This is a genomic window from Nonomuraea recticatena (assembly GCF_039533245.1).
Classification (GTDB): domain Bacteria; phylum Actinomycetota; class Actinomycetes; order Streptosporangiales; family Streptosporangiaceae; genus Nonomuraea; species Nonomuraea roseola.
Genome location: NZ_BAAATE010000002.1, coordinates 186,910 through 201,724 on the forward strand (window position 1 = coordinate 186,910; position 14,815 = coordinate 201,724).

Annotated in this window: 16 protein-coding genes; 10 read left to right on the top strand and 6 right to left on the bottom strand. The window is 70.5% G+C overall.

Features of this window, described 5'->3' with window-relative positions; genetic code table 11:
* The first annotated feature begins 40 nt into the window (after positions 1 to 40).
* Both ABFX50_RS04160 and pgeF read left to right on the top strand, forming a co-directional pair.
* Positions 41 to 355: a CU044_2847 family protein gene (locus tag ABFX50_RS04160; RefSeq protein WP_346143338.1), complete on the top strand. Its 315-nt coding sequence runs from the start codon at positions 41 to 43 to the stop codon at positions 353 to 355.
* A 53-nt stretch (positions 356 to 408) separates the two neighbouring features.
* Complete coding sequence (pgeF, locus tag ABFX50_RS04165; protein ID WP_346143340.1) at positions 409 to 1,116, top strand: peptidoglycan editing factor PgeF; 708 nt, start codon at positions 409 to 411, stop codon at positions 1,114 to 1,116.
* A gap of 7 nt (positions 1,117 to 1,123) precedes the next feature.
* Here pgeF and ABFX50_RS04170 read toward each other — a convergent pair whose 3' ends face one another.
* Positions 1,124 to 1,486: a PH domain-containing protein gene (locus tag ABFX50_RS04170; RefSeq protein WP_183645677.1), complete on the bottom strand. Its 363-nt coding sequence runs from the start codon at positions 1,484 to 1,486 to the stop codon at positions 1,124 to 1,126.
* Positions 1,487 to 1,571: 85 nt separating this feature from the next.
* Between ABFX50_RS04170 and ABFX50_RS04175 the strand changes: the two genes are divergently transcribed.
* Both ABFX50_RS04175 and ABFX50_RS04180 read left to right on the top strand, forming a co-directional pair.
* Complete coding sequence (locus ABFX50_RS04175; RefSeq protein ID WP_183645676.1) at positions 1,572 to 3,065, top strand: Nramp family divalent metal transporter; 1,494 nt, start codon at positions 1,572 to 1,574, stop codon at positions 3,063 to 3,065.
* 1 nt (position 3,066) lies between these two features.
* Positions 3,067 to 3,648 (top strand): GNAT family N-acetyltransferase, encoded by a 582-nt coding sequence (locus ABFX50_RS04180; protein ID WP_346143343.1) that lies wholly within the window; start codon positions 3,067 to 3,069, stop codon positions 3,646 to 3,648.
* Here ABFX50_RS04180 and ABFX50_RS04185 read toward each other — a convergent pair.
* Positions 3,641 to 4,045: a nitroreductase family deazaflavin-dependent oxidoreductase gene (locus ABFX50_RS04185; protein WP_346143345.1), complete on the bottom strand. Its 405-nt coding sequence runs from the start codon at positions 4,043 to 4,045 to the stop codon at positions 3,641 to 3,643. The genes ABFX50_RS04180 and ABFX50_RS04185 overlap by 8 nt on opposite strands.
* A gap of 191 nt (positions 4,046 to 4,236) precedes the next feature.
* On the opposite strand from ABFX50_RS04185, the gene ABFX50_RS04190 reads away from it, so the two are divergent.
* Positions 4,237 to 5,424 carry an MFS transporter gene (locus ABFX50_RS04190; protein ID WP_346143347.1) on the top strand — a complete coding sequence of 396 codons (1,188 nt, stop codon included), beginning with the start codon at positions 4,237 to 4,239 and terminating at the stop codon, positions 5,422 to 5,424.
* A gap of 107 nt (positions 5,425 to 5,531) precedes the next feature.
* On the opposite strand, the gene ABFX50_RS04195 is transcribed toward ABFX50_RS04190, so the two are convergent.
* Positions 5,532 to 5,981, bottom strand: a complete 450-nt coding sequence (locus ABFX50_RS04195; RefSeq protein WP_346143349.1) for a hypothetical protein — start codon at positions 5,979 to 5,981, stop codon at positions 5,532 to 5,534.
* 106 nt (positions 5,982 to 6,087) lie between these two features.
* Between ABFX50_RS04195 and ABFX50_RS04200 the strand changes: the two genes are divergently transcribed.
* The gene (locus tag ABFX50_RS04200) at positions 6,088 to 6,618 is read left to right on the top strand and encodes a DEAD/DEAH box helicase family protein (protein ID WP_346143351.1); all 531 of its coding nucleotides are present in this window, start codon (positions 6,088 to 6,090) and stop codon (positions 6,616 to 6,618) included.
* Positions 6,619 to 6,730: 112 nt separating this feature from the next.
* Here the strand turns inward: ABFX50_RS04200 and ABFX50_RS04205 are convergent, their stop codons facing one another.
* The 3 genes from ABFX50_RS04205 to ABFX50_RS04215 form a co-directional block, all read right to left on the bottom strand.
* Positions 6,731 to 8,284, bottom strand: a complete 1,554-nt coding sequence (locus tag ABFX50_RS04205) for an alpha/beta fold hydrolase (protein WP_346143353.1) — start codon at positions 8,282 to 8,284, stop codon at positions 6,731 to 6,733.
* 131 nt (positions 8,285 to 8,415) lie between these two features.
* The gene (locus tag ABFX50_RS04210; RefSeq protein WP_183645670.1) at positions 8,416 to 8,964 is read right to left on the bottom strand and encodes a GNAT family N-acetyltransferase; all 549 of its coding nucleotides are present in this window, start codon (positions 8,962 to 8,964) and stop codon (positions 8,416 to 8,418) included.
* A gap of 42 nt (positions 8,965 to 9,006) precedes the next feature.
* A complete protein-coding gene (locus ABFX50_RS04215) occupies positions 9,007 to 9,714 on the bottom strand; it encodes a sirohydrochlorin chelatase (RefSeq protein WP_346143356.1) in 708 nt (235 codons plus the stop codon).
* A gap of 273 nt (positions 9,715 to 9,987) precedes the next feature.
* Between ABFX50_RS04215 and ABFX50_RS04220 the strand changes: the two genes are divergently transcribed.
* The 4 genes from ABFX50_RS04220 to ABFX50_RS04235 all read left to right on the top strand — a co-directional run bounded on the left by ABFX50_RS04220 (position 9,988) and on the right by ABFX50_RS04235 (position 14,806).
* Positions 9,988 to 11,277, top strand: a complete 1,290-nt coding sequence (locus ABFX50_RS04220) for an MFS transporter (RefSeq protein ID WP_346143358.1) — start codon at positions 9,988 to 9,990, stop codon at positions 11,275 to 11,277.
* Positions 11,278 to 11,372: 95 nt separating this feature from the next.
* Positions 11,373 to 12,371: a LacI family DNA-binding transcriptional regulator gene (locus tag ABFX50_RS04225; protein ID WP_183645668.1), complete on the top strand. Its 999-nt coding sequence runs from the start codon at positions 11,373 to 11,375 to the stop codon at positions 12,369 to 12,371.
* Between the two features lies 1 nt (position 12,372).
* On the top strand, positions 12,373 to 13,875 hold the full coding sequence (locus ABFX50_RS04230; protein WP_183645667.1) for a sugar ABC transporter ATP-binding protein: 1,503 nt from the start codon (positions 12,373 to 12,375) through the stop codon (positions 13,873 to 13,875).
* Positions 13,865 to 14,806, top strand: a complete 942-nt coding sequence (locus tag ABFX50_RS04235) for an ABC transporter permease (RefSeq protein WP_312895448.1) — start codon at positions 13,865 to 13,867, stop codon at positions 14,804 to 14,806. The genes ABFX50_RS04230 and ABFX50_RS04235 overlap by 11 nt, the downstream gene beginning before the upstream one ends.
* The last annotated feature ends 9 nt before the right edge of the window (positions 14,807 to 14,815 follow it).

Here is a 14,815-nt window from a genome sequence, read left to right on the forward strand (position 1 = left end):
TGATCGTAGTCTGACCGCCTCCTCACCCCCGGGAGCCGCCGTGACCGAGATCATGCGAATGCCCCTGGACGGCGGGGGCGCGCTCTACGTCGAGGTGCCCGAGCGCAGCGCCGGAACGCGCAGGGTCTCCCGCGCCGGCGAGGTGATCGACGCCTCCGTGGAGTCGCTGCAGGTGGCGCTGCGTCCCATCGGCGAGGCGGCCGCCGCGGCGCTCGACGTCTTCCGCCGGTCCTCACCCGACGAGGTGGAGCTGGAGTTCTCGGTCAGGCTCAACGCCGAGGCGGGCGCGGTGATCGCCAAGACCTGCGGCGAGGGGCACATCCAGGTGCGGCTGGCCTGGCGCAGCGGCGGATAGCCCGCGCTGCCGTACGCTTTCTCACGCCGAGCCGACGACCGGAGGGAGAGTACGTGCTGCTGGCCGAAGGCGTGCACGCCGTCATCACCGACAGGAACGGGGGAGGCAGCGCCCCGCCGTACGACAGCAGGAACCTGGGTGGCGCGGTGGGCGACTCCCGCGACAGTGTGGCGGCCAACCGTCGCGACACCGCCGTGGAGCTGGGGCTCGACCCCGGCAAGGTGGTCTTCATGCGCCAGGTCCACAGCGCGAACGTGGCCCAGGTGAGCGAGCCGTTCGGCGACGACCCGCCCGAGCTCGACGCGATCTTCACCGACCGGCCGGGTCTCGGGCTGGCGGTGCTGGTGGCCGACTGCGTGCCCGTGGTCGTCGCCGACCCCTTCGCCGGTCTGGTCGGCGTGGCGCACTCGGGTCGCGAGGGCACGTTCAAGGGCGTGGTTCCCGCGCTCGTGGAGGCGATGGCCGGCCAAGGGGCCAGGCCCGAGCGGATGACGGCGCTCGTCGGCCCCTCGGCCTGCGGCTCGTGCTACGAGGTCTCCGCCGAGCTGCGCGACGCCGCGCCGGGGGAGATGCGCTCGGTGACGCGCCACGGCACCCCCGCGCTCGACGTCCGCGCGGGAGTGTCGGCGCAGCTGGCCGCGGCCGGTCTGCGGGCCGTACGGCACGACGCCCGCTGCACGATCGAGTCGCCCGAGCTCTACTCCTACCGGCGCGAGCACGTCACGGGACGCTTCGCCGCCTACGCCTGGCTGGCCGGCTGACCCCGCCTCATCTGGCGATGTAGTGCAGGATCACGTTGTGCACGTGGTGGGCCTTGTTCTCGCCCCTGAACTCCACCTCGTAGGTGTGTGTCCCGACATGGATGGCGATGGCTCCCGAGGAGAAGAACGACCCGGCGAACGACTTGTTGCTCACCACGCTCACCGCTGAGATCTTGGCGTAGGGGATGCTCGTGATGGCGACCTTCTTGCCCACGAACGACTTGTCCTGCACGATCACGCGCCGATCGGTGAGGCCGAGGAAGCCCGTGCCCGCCCCGATGGCGTCGTAGACCGCTATGACCTGCTCGCCGGGGAGCAAGCCGCTCTGAATCTGCTGCAGTTGCTCTTGACGGTCGAAAGCGATGTCCATATTTGAGAAATGGGTCTTGCCGTCCTCTTTGTTACAGACAACGCTGGGTCATAGGGGGGTGCGCGAGCACACCAGGAGGCGCAGCATGACCGAAGTCACGCAGTCCAGACCACTCGGAGTCAGCCGCCCCGATCTCACCGTCACCGACCTGCCGCGGCCCGAGGAGGTCTTCGGCGTCCAGCGCATCGGGCCGAAGGAGCTGTTCAAGTACGCCGTCGGCCCCTCGCTCATCGCGCTGGGCATCTCCGTCGGCAGCGGCGAATGGCTGCTGGGGCCACAGGCCGTCGGGCAGTACGGCTTCGTGGGCGTCGGCTGGGTCATCACGATCTCGGCGCTCCTGCAGACCTTCTACAACGTCGAGTGCTCGCGCTACGTCCTGGCCACGGGCGAGGTGCCGGTCGTGGGCTGGGGCAGGGTGCCGCCCGGCTTCAAGTTCTGGGTGCCGCTCTCCGTCTTCGTGGTGATCTTCGCCTTCATCGCGGGCGGATGGGCCGCCTCCGCGGGGCAGGGCCTCTACGCGCTCGTCCACGGCGTCGCGCCGCCCCGGGGAGCCGAGGAGCCCAGGCTGTGGGCCATCGCCCTGCTCGTGCTCGTCTTCGTCATCACCGCGCTCGCCCGCCGCATCAGCAGGGTGCTGGAGCTGGCCAACTGGGTGATGGTCAGCGCCATCCTCATCACGCTGCTCGTCATCGACCTGTTCGTGGTGCCCTTCGAGCAGTGGTGGGAGGCCATCAGGGGCTTCGTCACCCCGGCCGCCCCACCGGCGGGGATCACCGCCACCCAGCTGGGCGGCCTGGCCGGGTTCACCGCGCTGGCCTCAGGACTGAACTGGTACGTGATGGGCCACTACCGCGACAAGGGCTACGGCATGGGCTACCGCGCGGGGTTCATCTCCGGCATGCGCGGCAGCCGCAGCGAGCTGCTGGCCAGCGGCGTCACCTTCCCCGACGACGCGAAGAACACAGCCCTATGGAAGCGGTGGTACCGCCTGCTGCTCGTCGACATGTGGGGCGTCTTCTTCGTCGGCGCGATGCTCGGCATGCTGCTGCCCACCATGCTGATGGCCCGTGCCGTCGAGATGACGGGGCAGCGGCCGACCACCGCCAACGTGCCGACCTTCGTCGCCACCGCGCTGAACGAGGAGTACGGCCGGCCGATGTTCATCCTGGTGCTGGTCATCGGGGTGCTGATCCTCTTCTCCACCCAGCTGGGCATCTTCGAGGCGATGGTCCGCGTCACCACCGACGCCGCCCACGCCACCAGCCCCCGGCTGCGCCGCCTGGTCGAGGGCGACCCCCGGCGCTTCTACTACCCGTTCATGCTCGCGCTGCTGGTGGTCATCGGCATCGTGCTGCACCTGGCGGTCCCCGTCGAGCTGGTGCAGTGGTCGGCCAACATGTCCAACCTCGGCGCGCTGATCTACCCGTTCCTGCTGATGTACCTCAACAGCAGGCTGCCGAAGGCGGCCAGGCCGCGCTGGTGGCACTACGTGATCCTGGTGCTGAACTTCCTGTTCTTCGGCTTCTTCTTCGTCAACTTCATCGCCGACTTCCTCGGAGAGCCACTGGTAACGTTCTGACGTGATCATTCGCCCGGCCGACAAGAAGACGGACGCCGCCCGCATCGGCGCGGTCCTGAGCCGCGCCTTCCACGACGATCCCGTCGTCCGCTGGCTGCTGCCCTCCGGTGAGGGCAGGGAACGGATGTTCGTCACGCTCGCCCGCCACGTCCACGCCCTCGGCGATCTGGCGATCGACGGCGAACAGTTCGTCGGTGCCGCGCTGTGGGACCCGCCGGGCTACCGGCAGCCGCCGCTCGAGACGCTGCGCTCGCTGCCCGGCTTCCTGATGGCGATGGGCGGCCGCGTCACCTACGGGCAGCTCCTGCAGACGGAGTTCCACCGGCGCAGGCCCCGGGTCCCGCACTGGTACCTGGCGGAGATCGGCACCGACCCCGCGGCGCAGGGCCGCGGGACGGGCAGCGCCATGCTGGCCGGCAGGCTCGCCCACTGCGACAGCGAGGGGACGGCTGCCTACCTGGAGAGCAGCAAGGAGAGCAACGTCCCCTTCTACGAGAAGCACGGCTTCAAAGTCACAGAGGAGATCCGCCTGCCCAAGGCAGGACCCACCGTCTGGGCCATGCTGAGAGAGCCGGTCAGCTGAGCCGCTCCAGGACCACCACGGGGATCTCGCGGTCGGTCTTGGTCTGGTAGGTGTCGTAGTCGGGCCAGACCCTGGTCATCATGCGCCACATCTCCGGCTTCTCCTCCGGCAGCGCGGTGTGCGCCCTGGCCCTGAACTTCTCGTCCTTCACCTGCACCTCGACCTCGGGATCGGCCTGCAGGTTGAGATACCACTCGGGGTGGCGGGGGTCGCCGCCCTTGGAGGCGACGACCAGGAAGGAGTCGCCGTGCCGCTGGTAGATCAGCGGGGTGGTGTACTTCTTGCCCGACCTGCGGCCTGTCGTGGTCAGGAGCAGTGTCGTGGTGCCGTTCCACTCGTGACCCTCGGCGCCGTCGGTCTCCTGATAGCGCTGCACGTGTTCTTTACCGAAGAGCATGTGCATCCCGTACCCGGCATCGGGTCAACACAGGGTCAGCGGTCTGGCTGGTCCTTGCCTGCAGGGTTTAGACTCCCGGGCATGACCTGGCGACATTGATCCACCACCAGAGGTCGACGAGGGGCGCGTGAGCGCGGACCCCCGGGCGCCGCACCACGCCCGACGTCCGTTCCCTCCGTCAGGAAGACCTCATGCCTCTGAAGCTCTACGCCTACGCGTTCCTGGGCGACTTCATCCTGCTCTATCCGGTCTATGCCCTGCTGTTCTCCGACAGCGGGCTGACCGTTCCCGAGATCACCTCGCTGCTCGTCATCTGGGCCGTGTCGGGCCTGCTGCTGGAGGTGCCGTCGGGCGCGCTGGCCGACACGCTGTCGCGCAGGGCGCTGCTCGTCGCGGCCCCCCTGCTCGGCGCCGCCGGTTTCGCGCTGTGGACCGCCGTGCCCGCCTACTGGGCGTTCGCGGTCGGGTTCGTGCTGTGGGGCGCCCGTGAGGCGCTGGAGTCGGGCGCGCTCGAGGCGCTCGTCTACGACCACCTCGACCACGACGGCGCGGCCGAGGAGTACGCCAAGGTCATGGGCAGGGCCCGCTCCGTCGGTCTGGTCGCCGTCGCGCTCTCGATGGCCGTGGCCGGCCCCGTCTTCGCCGTGGGCGGCTACACCGTGGTGGGCGTCGCCAGCGTGCTGGCCTGCCTGGCCTGCGCGCTGGTCGCCCTGACCTTCACCGAGCGGCGCGCCGCCGCACACGACGAGGACCCCACCGGCTATCTCGACACCCTTCGCGCCGGCCTCGCCGAGGCGCGCACCTCGCCCAAGGTACGGAGCGCGCTGCTGCTGGTGCCCGCCGTGACCGCGATCTGGGGCGAGCTGGAGGAGTACGTCCCGCTGCTGGCCAGGGAGAGCGGGGCGGCGACGACGGCCGTGCCCCTGCTGGTGCTGCTGGTCTGGGTCGGCGCCACCTCCGGTGGCCTGCTGGCCACGTACGGCAGCCGCATGCGCGCCCGCGGCTTCGCCGCCGTCCTCGCCGTCGGCGGCCTTGCTCTCAGCCTGGGCGCCATCACCGGGCATCCGGCGGGGTTCGCCGGCATCGCGGTGGCCTTCGCGATGTTTCAGCTCGGCGGCGTGCTGGCCGACGCCAGGCTGCAGGAGCGCATCACGGGACCGAGCCGCGCGACCGTGACGTCACTGGCGGGCCTGGTCACCGACCTGTGCACCATCCTCGCCCTCCTCGTGTACGGCGCGGCGTCGCTCGTGCTGCCGCACAGCGCGCTGTTCGCCCTGTTCGGCGTGCCGTACCTGGTGATCGCGCTGGTGCTGGCGAGAAGCGGGCGCCGGTTCCGACCGCGCGGGGAGGATCAGGAACGTGCCGAAGTGATCCCGTGAGTGTTCCGCGCATCGGCCTCAGCGAGGCCCTCGCGACCGCGCTCTGACGATCAGGCCGCCCGGCCCTACGAGGCGCGATCATGCCGCGTGCGGGCGGGCGCCGCGCCTCAGATGTAGGGCTTGGCGACGGCCACCAGCTCGGGGAGGGCGTCGGCGGTCTCGACGAACAGGGCGGGCGAGGGCGTGCGCTCCCGCACGTCCTTCACCCTGATCGCCATCACCGCGGGCGTCGCCGCGCCCACGTCGCCGTAGCGCGCGTCGACCGCGGCGCTGATCGCCCTGCGAGCGTCGGCCACGACCTCCCGCGCCGCGTGCGAGGGCCCCGAGGCGGCCAGGTAGCCGATCAGCGCCGCGAACCGCAGGTCGCCGCCCTTCGCCTCGGCCGAGCCGGGACTGTCGAGCCAGAACACCTTTCCGGCCAGGAACGCCGCGTAGCTCGAGCCCTGGCGATCGAGGGTCCGCGTGGCGTCGGTGAGCAGCTCACCGAACTCGGCCAGATCCGCCTCGGGCGGCAGGTCGGTGGTGACCAGGAGCGGCACGATCAACGAGTCGAGCATCAGTCAACATCCCTCCGTGAGGTCGCTCATGCTAGACCGCCCCACCGACAATCCGCGGCCGGTCGCTGTGTGTCGCCCGATCCGCGCGTCGCCCTAGGATCCGAGGATGCCCTCCGCCCTCCTGATCAACGGCACCGTCGGCTCCGGCAAGACCTCGGTGGCCGACGCGGCCGGTGACCTGCTCGCCGCAGCCGGGGTACCGAACGCCGTCATCGACCTCGACTGGCTGCGCCGCGCCTGGCCCAGCCCGCCGCACGACAGGTTCAACGCGGGGCTCACGCTGCGCAACCTGCGCGCCGTCGCGGGCAACTACCTCGAGGCGGGCTCCGAGCGGCTGGTGCTCGCGGGCGTGGTCGAGTCGCGCGAGGAGCGAGCGGGATACCTGGCGGCGCTGGGGGTGGACCTGACGGTCTGCAGGCTCCGCGTCGACCTGGCTGAGGTACGGCGCCGCCTGACCCGCCGCCACGAACTCGACCCGCAGGGCCTGCGCTGGCACCTGGACCGCTCGGGCGAACTGGAGGCGATCCTCGAACAGGCCAGGACCGAGGACTTCACCCTTGACGCCACCGGCCTCACGGCGCCGGAGGCCGCCGAACAGGCCCTCCGCCTGACGGGCTGGCTCCCAAGGGCGCGCTGAGGACCGGTGGTGCACTGTGCCGGATGATGAGCCCCTGCCCACGCCGGCGTGCAGGGTATGAGCGGCTTGAACCTCGGGGCCCGTCGGATTCCGGCGGGCCCCGAGGGGTGGATCAGAAGCGGACGCCCCAGTGGAGGTTGTCCGTCCGCCACAGCTCGGACTGGCGCTGCTTCAGCAGCGACCTGGATCCTCCGCCCACTGGGCAGCGGGTGCCTGGCGCGGGCACGACCAGCGAGATCAGGTACTGGTCGAAGGGCACGGTGGCGCACTCCTCCTTGCCGTAGATGCGGTGACCCCAGCCCTCGTAGGTGAGCAGCACTGCCTTGGGGCCGAGCTGGCGGGCCACGTTGGCCGACCAGCCGTACGGGGTGGAGGGGTCGTGCAGCGAGCTGCCCAGCATGATCGGTGCGGTGCCCCTGTAACGCAGCCGGTGCTGCGGGTTGGTGGTGGGGTGGTTGAGGCAGACGGGCAGGTCCTCGATCGGCATGGGGTTGTAGCGCATGTCGGGGGCGCGGCGGTTGGAGCTGCGCAGCAGCGCGGCGTACTGCTTGTAGTTGCGCACCCGCAGGTTGTAGTCCTCACAGAGGATCACGGTCGGCAGGTGGGCGAGTTCGCCCTCCACCGGCTGGCGGCCGGGCAGCGGCGGCACCCACGGCGGCAGCGGTCCGCCGCCGTCCAGGGCGCGGAGCATCTCGCTCAGCAGCTGCCAGGCGGGGCCTTCGGTGCCGAGCACGCCCTGCCACAGGACCTGCAGCTCGGTCATCGGGCGGTCAGGCACACCCGGGTAGTAGAGCTTTCCGCTCCGAGCCTTGGCCAGTAGCCTCTCCCACACCGCCCGGACGTCCTGGCCGTGCAGGGCGCAGCTGGGCTCCTGCGCGCACCAGCCGGCGAACTCGTCGAAGGCGTCCTCGACGGCGGCCGCCTCGGTGTCGAGGAATGCCTTGACGCCGAGGCTGTGGTCCATGTTGCTGTCCAGGGCCATGGCCCTGATCCGGTGCGGGAACAGCTCGGCGTACATCTGGCCGATCAGCGTGCCGTACGAGATGCCGTAGTAGGTGAGCTTCTCCTCGCCGAGGGCGGCGCGGAGGGCGTCCATGTCGCGCGCGACGTTGGTCGAGTCGACGTGGTCGTACAGGGGGCCGGTACGGGCCCGGCAGTCCTGGCGCAGCCGCTTGGCGTAGGCCGTCCACCTGTCGAAGTCGGCCTGGCTCGTCATGACCGCGGGCGGCATCTGGTTGTACACCGACGCCGAGCAGACGACCGGGTGGCTGCGGCCCACGCCTCGCGGGTCGAAGCCGACGATGTCGAAGCGCCGCTGGAGCTCCTCGGTGAAGAAGCCGGGGGCGCCGTAGGCGGCTTCCACGCCGGAGCCGCCGGGTCCGCCCGGGTTGATCACGAGGGAGCCGACGCGGGCCGCGGGGTCGGTGGCCTTGCGGCGGGCGACGGCCAGGTCGATGGTGGGCCCATCGGGCTTGGACCAGTCGATCGGGACGGCCAGCTTGCCGCACTCGGCGGTGGGCTCCTCCTCGCAGGGCGCCCAGGCGATGCCGCCGCTCCCCGGGGGAGCCGGGCTTCCGTTTCCTGCCGACGCACCGGCCGCGGGTACGGGCAGCACCGCCGCCACCACGACGAAGGCGGTGGCAAGGAGAGAAAGTCTTCTTCGCACATTGCTCCAATCATCGGTCGGCCGGCCGGATCGGTCGGCACTCGACCGATCTAGATCATTCCTGGTGGGCGGCACCGACGGAGCAAAGATGAGAAATTTCTTAAAACGACCAATTCCGGCAGTGGCCGGCTTCAGTGGGCGGGCCACTCGTCGGCCAGGGCGGAGTGCACGATGGAGTCGCGCCAGCCCGCGGGGGTGGGCACGTGATGGCGGATGCGCCCCTCCTCCACCATCCCCGCGACGAGCATCGCCAGCTGCGCGGCCGTGTTCGCGGGGGAGCGGGCGCCCCAGAGGCGGTGCAGCCCCAGGTCCTTGAAGCCGAACTTCAGCAGTAACCGGATCAGGTCCGTGCCGATGCCACGTCCCCACAGGTCGGAGCGCAGGCCGAGGCCGATCTCGGCGCTGTGCGGGTGGTCGGCCTCGATGTGCAGGCGGGCCACGCCGATCACCGCGCGCGTCTCGCTGTCGGTGACGGCCAGCACGTACAGGCGGCGAGGGGTCGCCGCGGCCGCCGTGATCGCCTCGGCGACGATCTCGGCGACCTCCTCGCGGGTGCGCGGGTCGAAGGGCAGATGATGGGTGGCGGCTGGATCCCCGTAGACGGCGTGCAGCGCGTCGACGTCGTCGACGGTCACCTCACGCAGGCCCAGCCGCTCGCCGGTGACGTGGACGCTGCGCATGCGCAGACGGTAACGCCTTGGCCGCGATCTTCACAAGAGCGGTCAAGTCGCCAGTTGACTGCCGTAAGCACGCGCGACAAGTTCGGCGACGGCCCCGTGCGCGCCCAGCGGGTCGGCGAATCCGGCCCCCACGCTCGCCGCGGCCGACGCCAGCACGGAGGCGTCGGCCTCGTGCCCGATGAGGCAGGGGGAGATCGCCAGGCGCTCGGCGCCCGCGGCGCGCAGCCGTACGGCGGCCACGTCGACGCCGGGCTCGCTGTCGAGCGAGGCCGCCACGACGGGCAGGGTGAGGCGCGAGGCGAGCAGCACGGCGGTGGCCTGGGCGGCGTGGACGGCCTGCTCGCCGCCGACGGTGCCGAGGATGACCGCGTCGACGGGGCTGGAGACGCTGAGCAGGCGCATCCTGTCGGCCCTGGCGAGATCCTTCTCGGCCAGCTTGATGTGCAGCGCCTCGGCCAGCAGCGGGTGCGGGCCGAGCGCGTCGGTGATGGTGGCGTCGGCGCCGGTGGCCGCGACGACCTTGGAGATCTCCTCGGTGACCGCCGGGTCGGGCCAGAGCGTCAGCGGCACCACGATCGCGGCGCGGTCCTGCGGGAGCTGGTCTGCGAGATCCTCGAACGTGGCCAGGCGCACCTCGATGTGCGGGTTGTCGACACGCACGAGGCCGACGATCTCCTCGGCGTAGCCGCCGGGGTCGGCGGGGCACGCCAGCACGAGGGCAGGGGCGTCCGGCGGCAGGGACGTGGGCACGGGCCGCCGATGGCGGCCGCCACCGGGCCGGGGGGAACGTTCACGTACAGGCAGGCTCACGGCGCGGAGTTTATGACTATTTGGAAAACCGCGTGCTCGGAATCGGCCGCGATTGCATTACAACCTCACCAGTCTCACCAGTCAGACAGCTTCAGGCTGTGAGCGAGATCACATCGTGACGTGACGAAACGTTGACGTCACGGCTCGCGGCGCGAAACTTTGAGAAATCTAGAAGCGCGTTCTAGAGCAACCTTCCACCGCTCGGAGGTTGGAGTGAAGCCGTTCTACGTCCGCGAGCTCACCGTCTATCCCGTCGGCACGCGGCGCGTCCGCCTGCTGGCGGTCGCCGTGCTGGCAAGCCTGGTGGCCAACTTCGAGACCACGCTGGCCACGATCCTCCCGCTGCTGCGCGAGGACCTCGACATGTCGCTGGAGGTCTACGGCCTCATCGCCGCCCTCTCCGTGCTGGTGGGCGGGTTGTCGGCCGGATTCGGCGGGATCCTGTCCGACCGGTGGGGCAGGGTGACGATCCTGGTTCCCACCCTGACGGTCACCGCCGCCTGCAACTTCCTGCTGGCCACCGTCGACACCGTCGGCGGGCTGATGTTCGTGCGCTGCCTCATGCTGTTCATCGAGGGGGCGGCCATCACGATCACCGCCAGCCTGGTGCGGGACTTCTCCCCTCGCGTGGGCAGGGCGCAGGCGTTCGGCTTCTGGACCTGGGGGCCGGTGGGCGCCTCCTTCCTGGCCTCGGCCATCGCGAGCCTGACGCTGCCGATGTTCGGCAACGCGTGGCAGTCGCAGGCGATCATCATGGGCGTGGTCTCGCTGGTGCTCTGCGCCGTCATCATCTGGCAGATCGCCGAGCCCTCGGCCGCGCTGAGGGCCCAGGTGATGTCGGCGGAGGTGGCGGTCGCCACCGAGGAGAAGATCGACCCCGGCAAGGTCCGCGAGCTGCTCAGGCACCCCCACCTGTGGGCCCACGTGTTCGGCAACACCGGCTGGCAGGTGCTCTACTGGACCTTCGCGATCTTCGGCCAGACCCTCCTGGTCGACTCCTTCGCGATGAGCGCCGCCCAGGCCAACGGCGTCGTGGCGTTCGGCATCGTGCTCAACGCGGCCGCGGTCATCGTCGTCGGGCGGGTGTCGGACCGGCTGCAGCTGCGCAAGCCTTTCACGCTCGCGGGCACCGTGCTGACCATCGCCATGCTCGGGGTGTTCGTCGCCCTCATCGGCTCGGGGGCCTCGGGCCCGGCGGTCGTCGCCGTCTACGCCGCGCTCTTCCTGGTGCTCGGCGTGGCCTACGTGCCGTGGATGGCGAACTTCTCCGAGGACGCCGAGGATGTGGAGCCCCGCCTGCAGGGGGCCGCGCTCGGCCTCTGGGGCATGGTGGTGCGCATCATGATCGTGGTCCTGCTCCTGGTGTCGCCGCAGGTCGTGGCCGCCGGCGGGTGGAGCGCGTGGCTGCTGGTCGGCCTCGCGGGACAGGTGGTCTTCCTGGTCTCCATGCTCGCCTTCAGGGGCAGATGGCGTACGGCCAGGCCCGCCTCCGCTCCCGTCTGATCCCGGCGGGCGCTGTGACCTGAATCACAGTGCCCGCTGTTTACATCCATGTAATCGATTACCTATGGTGATGTAATCGATTACATGGAGGACTCATGGCACGCATCAAGGACGTCGCGGCACACGCCGGCGTCTCCGTCGCCACGGTCTCCCGCGTCCTGAACGACAATCCGTCGGTCACCGAGGAGACCCGCGACCGCGTCTACGCGGCCATGAAGGAGCTCCGCTACGTCCCCAACGCCGTCGCGCGGTCGCTGCGCACCGAGGCCACCAGGACGCTCGGCCTGATCATCGGCGACATCCTCAACCCCTTCTTCACCGAGCTGGCCAGGGGCGTGGAGGACGAGGCCAGGCAGGCGGGCTACACCGTCATCATCGGCAACGCCGACGAGCGGGCGGAGGAGCAGGACCACTACGTGCGCACGCTGGTGGAGCAGCGCGTCGACGGACTGCTGATCTGCCCCACCGCCGAGGTCACCCCGCTGGTGGAGGAGCTGGTCCGCACGGGCAGGCCGCTGGTCTTCCTGGACCGCACGATCAGCGGCCTCGACGTGCCGTCCGTGCGCGCCGACGGGGCCACGGCCATCGCCGAGCTCGTGGCGCACCTGAAGTCGCGGGGGCACCGCAGGATCGCCTTCGCCTCAGGACCGGCCACGCTGTCGACGGGCCGCGAGCGGACCGAGGCCTTCGCCGCCGCCATGGCCGAGGCGGGCCTCGACCTCAGGGCCGAGTACATGGCCGCGGGCGACTTCCGCGAGGGCAGCGGCAGGGCCATCACGGCGCGCCTCCTGGACCTCCCCGAGCCGCCTGAGGTGATCTTCTTCGGGGACAACCTGATGACACTCGGCGGGCTGGACGAGATCAGGGCCAGGGGGCTGAGCATCCCCGGCGACGTGGCGGTCGCCTCGTTCGACGACGTGACGTGGTTCGTCCACGTCGATCCACCGATCACCGCGATCGCCCAGCCCACCGCCGAGATGGGGCGCACGGCCGTACGGCTGCTGCTGCAGGGCGTCGCGGGGCGCAGCGGGCAGTCGGTGGTCCTGCCCGCCGAGCTGGTCGTCCGCAGGTCCTGCGAGAGGAAGGGTGCATGAGATGAGCGAGGAGATCCTCAGGGTCGAGGGCCTGCGCAAGCGCTTCCCCGGCGTCCTCGCGCTGGACGGTGTGGACCTCTCCCTGCGCACCGGCGAGGTCCACGTGCTGCTCGGCGAGAACGGCGCCGGCAAGAGCACGCTGATCAAGATGCTCTCCGGCGCCTACCACCCCGACGAGGGCCGCATCCTGCTCGACGGACAGCCCGTGGAGGTCCGTACGGCAGGCGACGCCCAGCGCCTCGGCATCGCCACCATCTACCAGGAGTTCAACCTGGTCCCCGAGCTGACGGTGGGGGAGAACCTCGCGCTCGGCCGCCCGCCCCGCAGGTTCGGCTTCATCGACGTCAAGGCCATGCACCGCCAGGCCCGTGAGCTGCTCGACAGGGTCGGCCTCGACCTCGACCCGCGCAGGAGGATCGGAACGCTCGGCATCGCGCGCATGCAGATGGTCGAGATCGCCAAGGCGCTCGCGCTGAACGCCCGTGTGCTGATCATGGACGAGCCGACCGCGGTGCTGACCACCAGCGAGGTGGACAAGCTCTTCTCCATCGTCAGGCAGCTGCGCGACGAGGGCGTGGCGATCGTCTTCATCACCCACCACCTGGAGGAGATCGCCCAGATCGGCGACAGGGTGACCGTCCTGCGCGACGGGCGCTCGGTGGCCGAGGTGCCGGCGAACACAGCGGAGGACGAGCTCGTCAGGCTCATGGTCGGCCGCCCCATCGACCAGCAGTACCCCAGGGAACCCGAGCAGCCCGGCAGGGCCCTGCTGAAGGTGAGCGGGCTCGGCCGGCGCGGCGCCTTCGACGACGTCTCCTTCGAGGTGCGCGCGGGCGAGGTCGTCGGGCTGGCGGGGCTGGTGGGCGCGGGCCGTACGGAGGTGGCCAGAGCGATCTTCGGCGCCGACCGCTACGACACCGGCGAGGTCACGGTGGACGGCAGGCCGCTGCCCGCAGGAGACATCCACGCGGCGATGGCCGCGGGCCTCGGCCTGGTGCCGGAGGACCGCAAGGGGCAGGGCCTGGTGCTCGGCGCCGACATCGCCGAGAACCTCGGCCTGGTGACGCTCGGCGACGCCAGCCACGGCGGCTTCGTGGACCGCTCGGGCCAGCGCAAGGCGGCCGCCAAGGTCGCCGGCCAGCTCGGGGTCAGGATGAGCGGGCTCGGCCAGGAGGTCCGCACGCTCTCGGGCGGCAACCAGCAGAAGGTCGTCATCGGCAAGTGGCTGCTGGCCGACGTCAGCGTCCTCATCCTCGACGAACCGACCCGCGGCATCGACGTCGGCGCCAAGGTCGAGATCTACCAACTGATCAACTCTCTGACGGCCTCGGGCCACGCCGTCCTCATGATCTCCAGCGATCTCCCCGAGGTGATCGGCATGAGCGACAGAGTGCTCGTCATGGCCAGAGGCAGGCTCGTCGGCGAACTCCCCGCGGGCGAGGCGACACAGGACACGGTGATGGCGCTGGCCGTCACCGAGGTGGAGGGAACTCGTGTCCAGTAGAACGAAGGTCTGGTTCTCGGAGAACGGCGCGCTCGTCGCGCTCGTGGTCCTGGCCGTCGCGCTGTCGCTGCTGTCCAGCGACTTCCTGAGCGTGAGCAACCTGCTCAACGTCGGCGTGCAGGCGGCCGTCACCGCGATCCTCGCCTTCGGCGCCACGTTCGTCATCATCACCGCGGGCATCGACCTGTCGGTCGGCTCCGTGGCCGCCCTGTCGGCGATCACGCTGGCCTACCTGTCCACGACCTCGGGCCTGCCGTGGCCGCTGGCCACGGTGATCGCGCTGGCCGTCGGCGTGGTGTGCGGGCTGGCCAACGCCGCCCTCATCGCGTACGGCAAGCTGCCCCCCTTCATCGCGACCCTGGCCATGCTCGGCATCGCCAGGGGCCTCGCGCTGGTCATCTCCCAGGGCAGCCCGATCGCCATGCCCGACGCGGTCTCCCACGTCGGCGACACCATCGGCGGCTACCTGCCCATCCCGGTGATCGTCATGGTCGTCATGGGCCTCATCGCCGCCGTCATCCTCAACCGCACCTACCCGGGTCGCGCCATGTACGCCATCGGCGGCAACGAGGAGGCCGCCAGGCTCTCCGGCATCAAGGTCAACAGGCAGAAGCTCGTCACCTACGCCCTGTCGGGCGGCTTCGCCGCCGTCGCGGGCATCGTGCTGGCCAGCCGTCTGGCCTCCGCCCAGCCGCAGGCCGCCGCCGGCTACGAGCTCGACGCCATCGCCGCCGTCGTCATCGGAGGGGCCAGCCTGTCCGGAGGCAAGGGCCGCGCCTTCGGCACCTTCGTCGGCGCGCTCATCCTCGCCGTCCTGCGCAACGGCCTGAATCTCCTGTCCGTCTCCGCCTTCTGGCAGCAGGTGGTGATCGGCGTCGTGATCGCGCTCGCGGTCCTCGTCGACACCCTGCGTCGCAGGTCAAGCAATTAAGGGAAGAGA

Coding starts and splice junctions, on each gene's coding strand:
- ABFX50_RS04170 (WP_183645677.1), bottom strand. CDS start 1,486: ATGGACATCGCTTTCGACCGTCAAGAGCAACTGCAGCAGATTCAGAGC.
- ABFX50_RS04175 (WP_183645676.1), top strand. CDS start 1,572: ATGACCGAAGTCACGCAGTCCAGACCACTCGGAGTCAGCCGCCCCGAT.
- ABFX50_RS04185 (WP_346143345.1), bottom strand. CDS start 4,045: ATGCTCTTCGGTAAAGAACACGTGCAGCGCTATCAGGAGACCGACGGC.
- ABFX50_RS04190 (WP_346143347.1), top strand. CDS start 4,237: ATGCCTCTGAAGCTCTACGCCTACGCGTTCCTGGGCGACTTCATCCTG.
- ABFX50_RS04195 (WP_346143349.1), bottom strand. CDS start 5,981: ATGCTCGACTCGTTGATCGTGCCGCTCCTGGTCACCACCGACCTGCCG.
- ABFX50_RS04200 (WP_346143351.1), top strand. CDS start 6,088: ATGCCCTCCGCCCTCCTGATCAACGGCACCGTCGGCTCCGGCAAGACC.
- ABFX50_RS04210 (WP_183645670.1), bottom strand. CDS start 8,964: ATGCGCAGCGTCCACGTCACCGGCGAGCGGCTGGGCCTGCGTGAGGTG.
- ABFX50_RS04225 (WP_183645668.1), top strand. CDS start 11,373: ATGGCACGCATCAAGGACGTCGCGGCACACGCCGGCGTCTCCGTCGCC.
- ABFX50_RS04230 (WP_183645667.1), top strand. CDS start 12,373: ATGAGCGAGGAGATCCTCAGGGTCGAGGGCCTGCGCAAGCGCTTCCCC.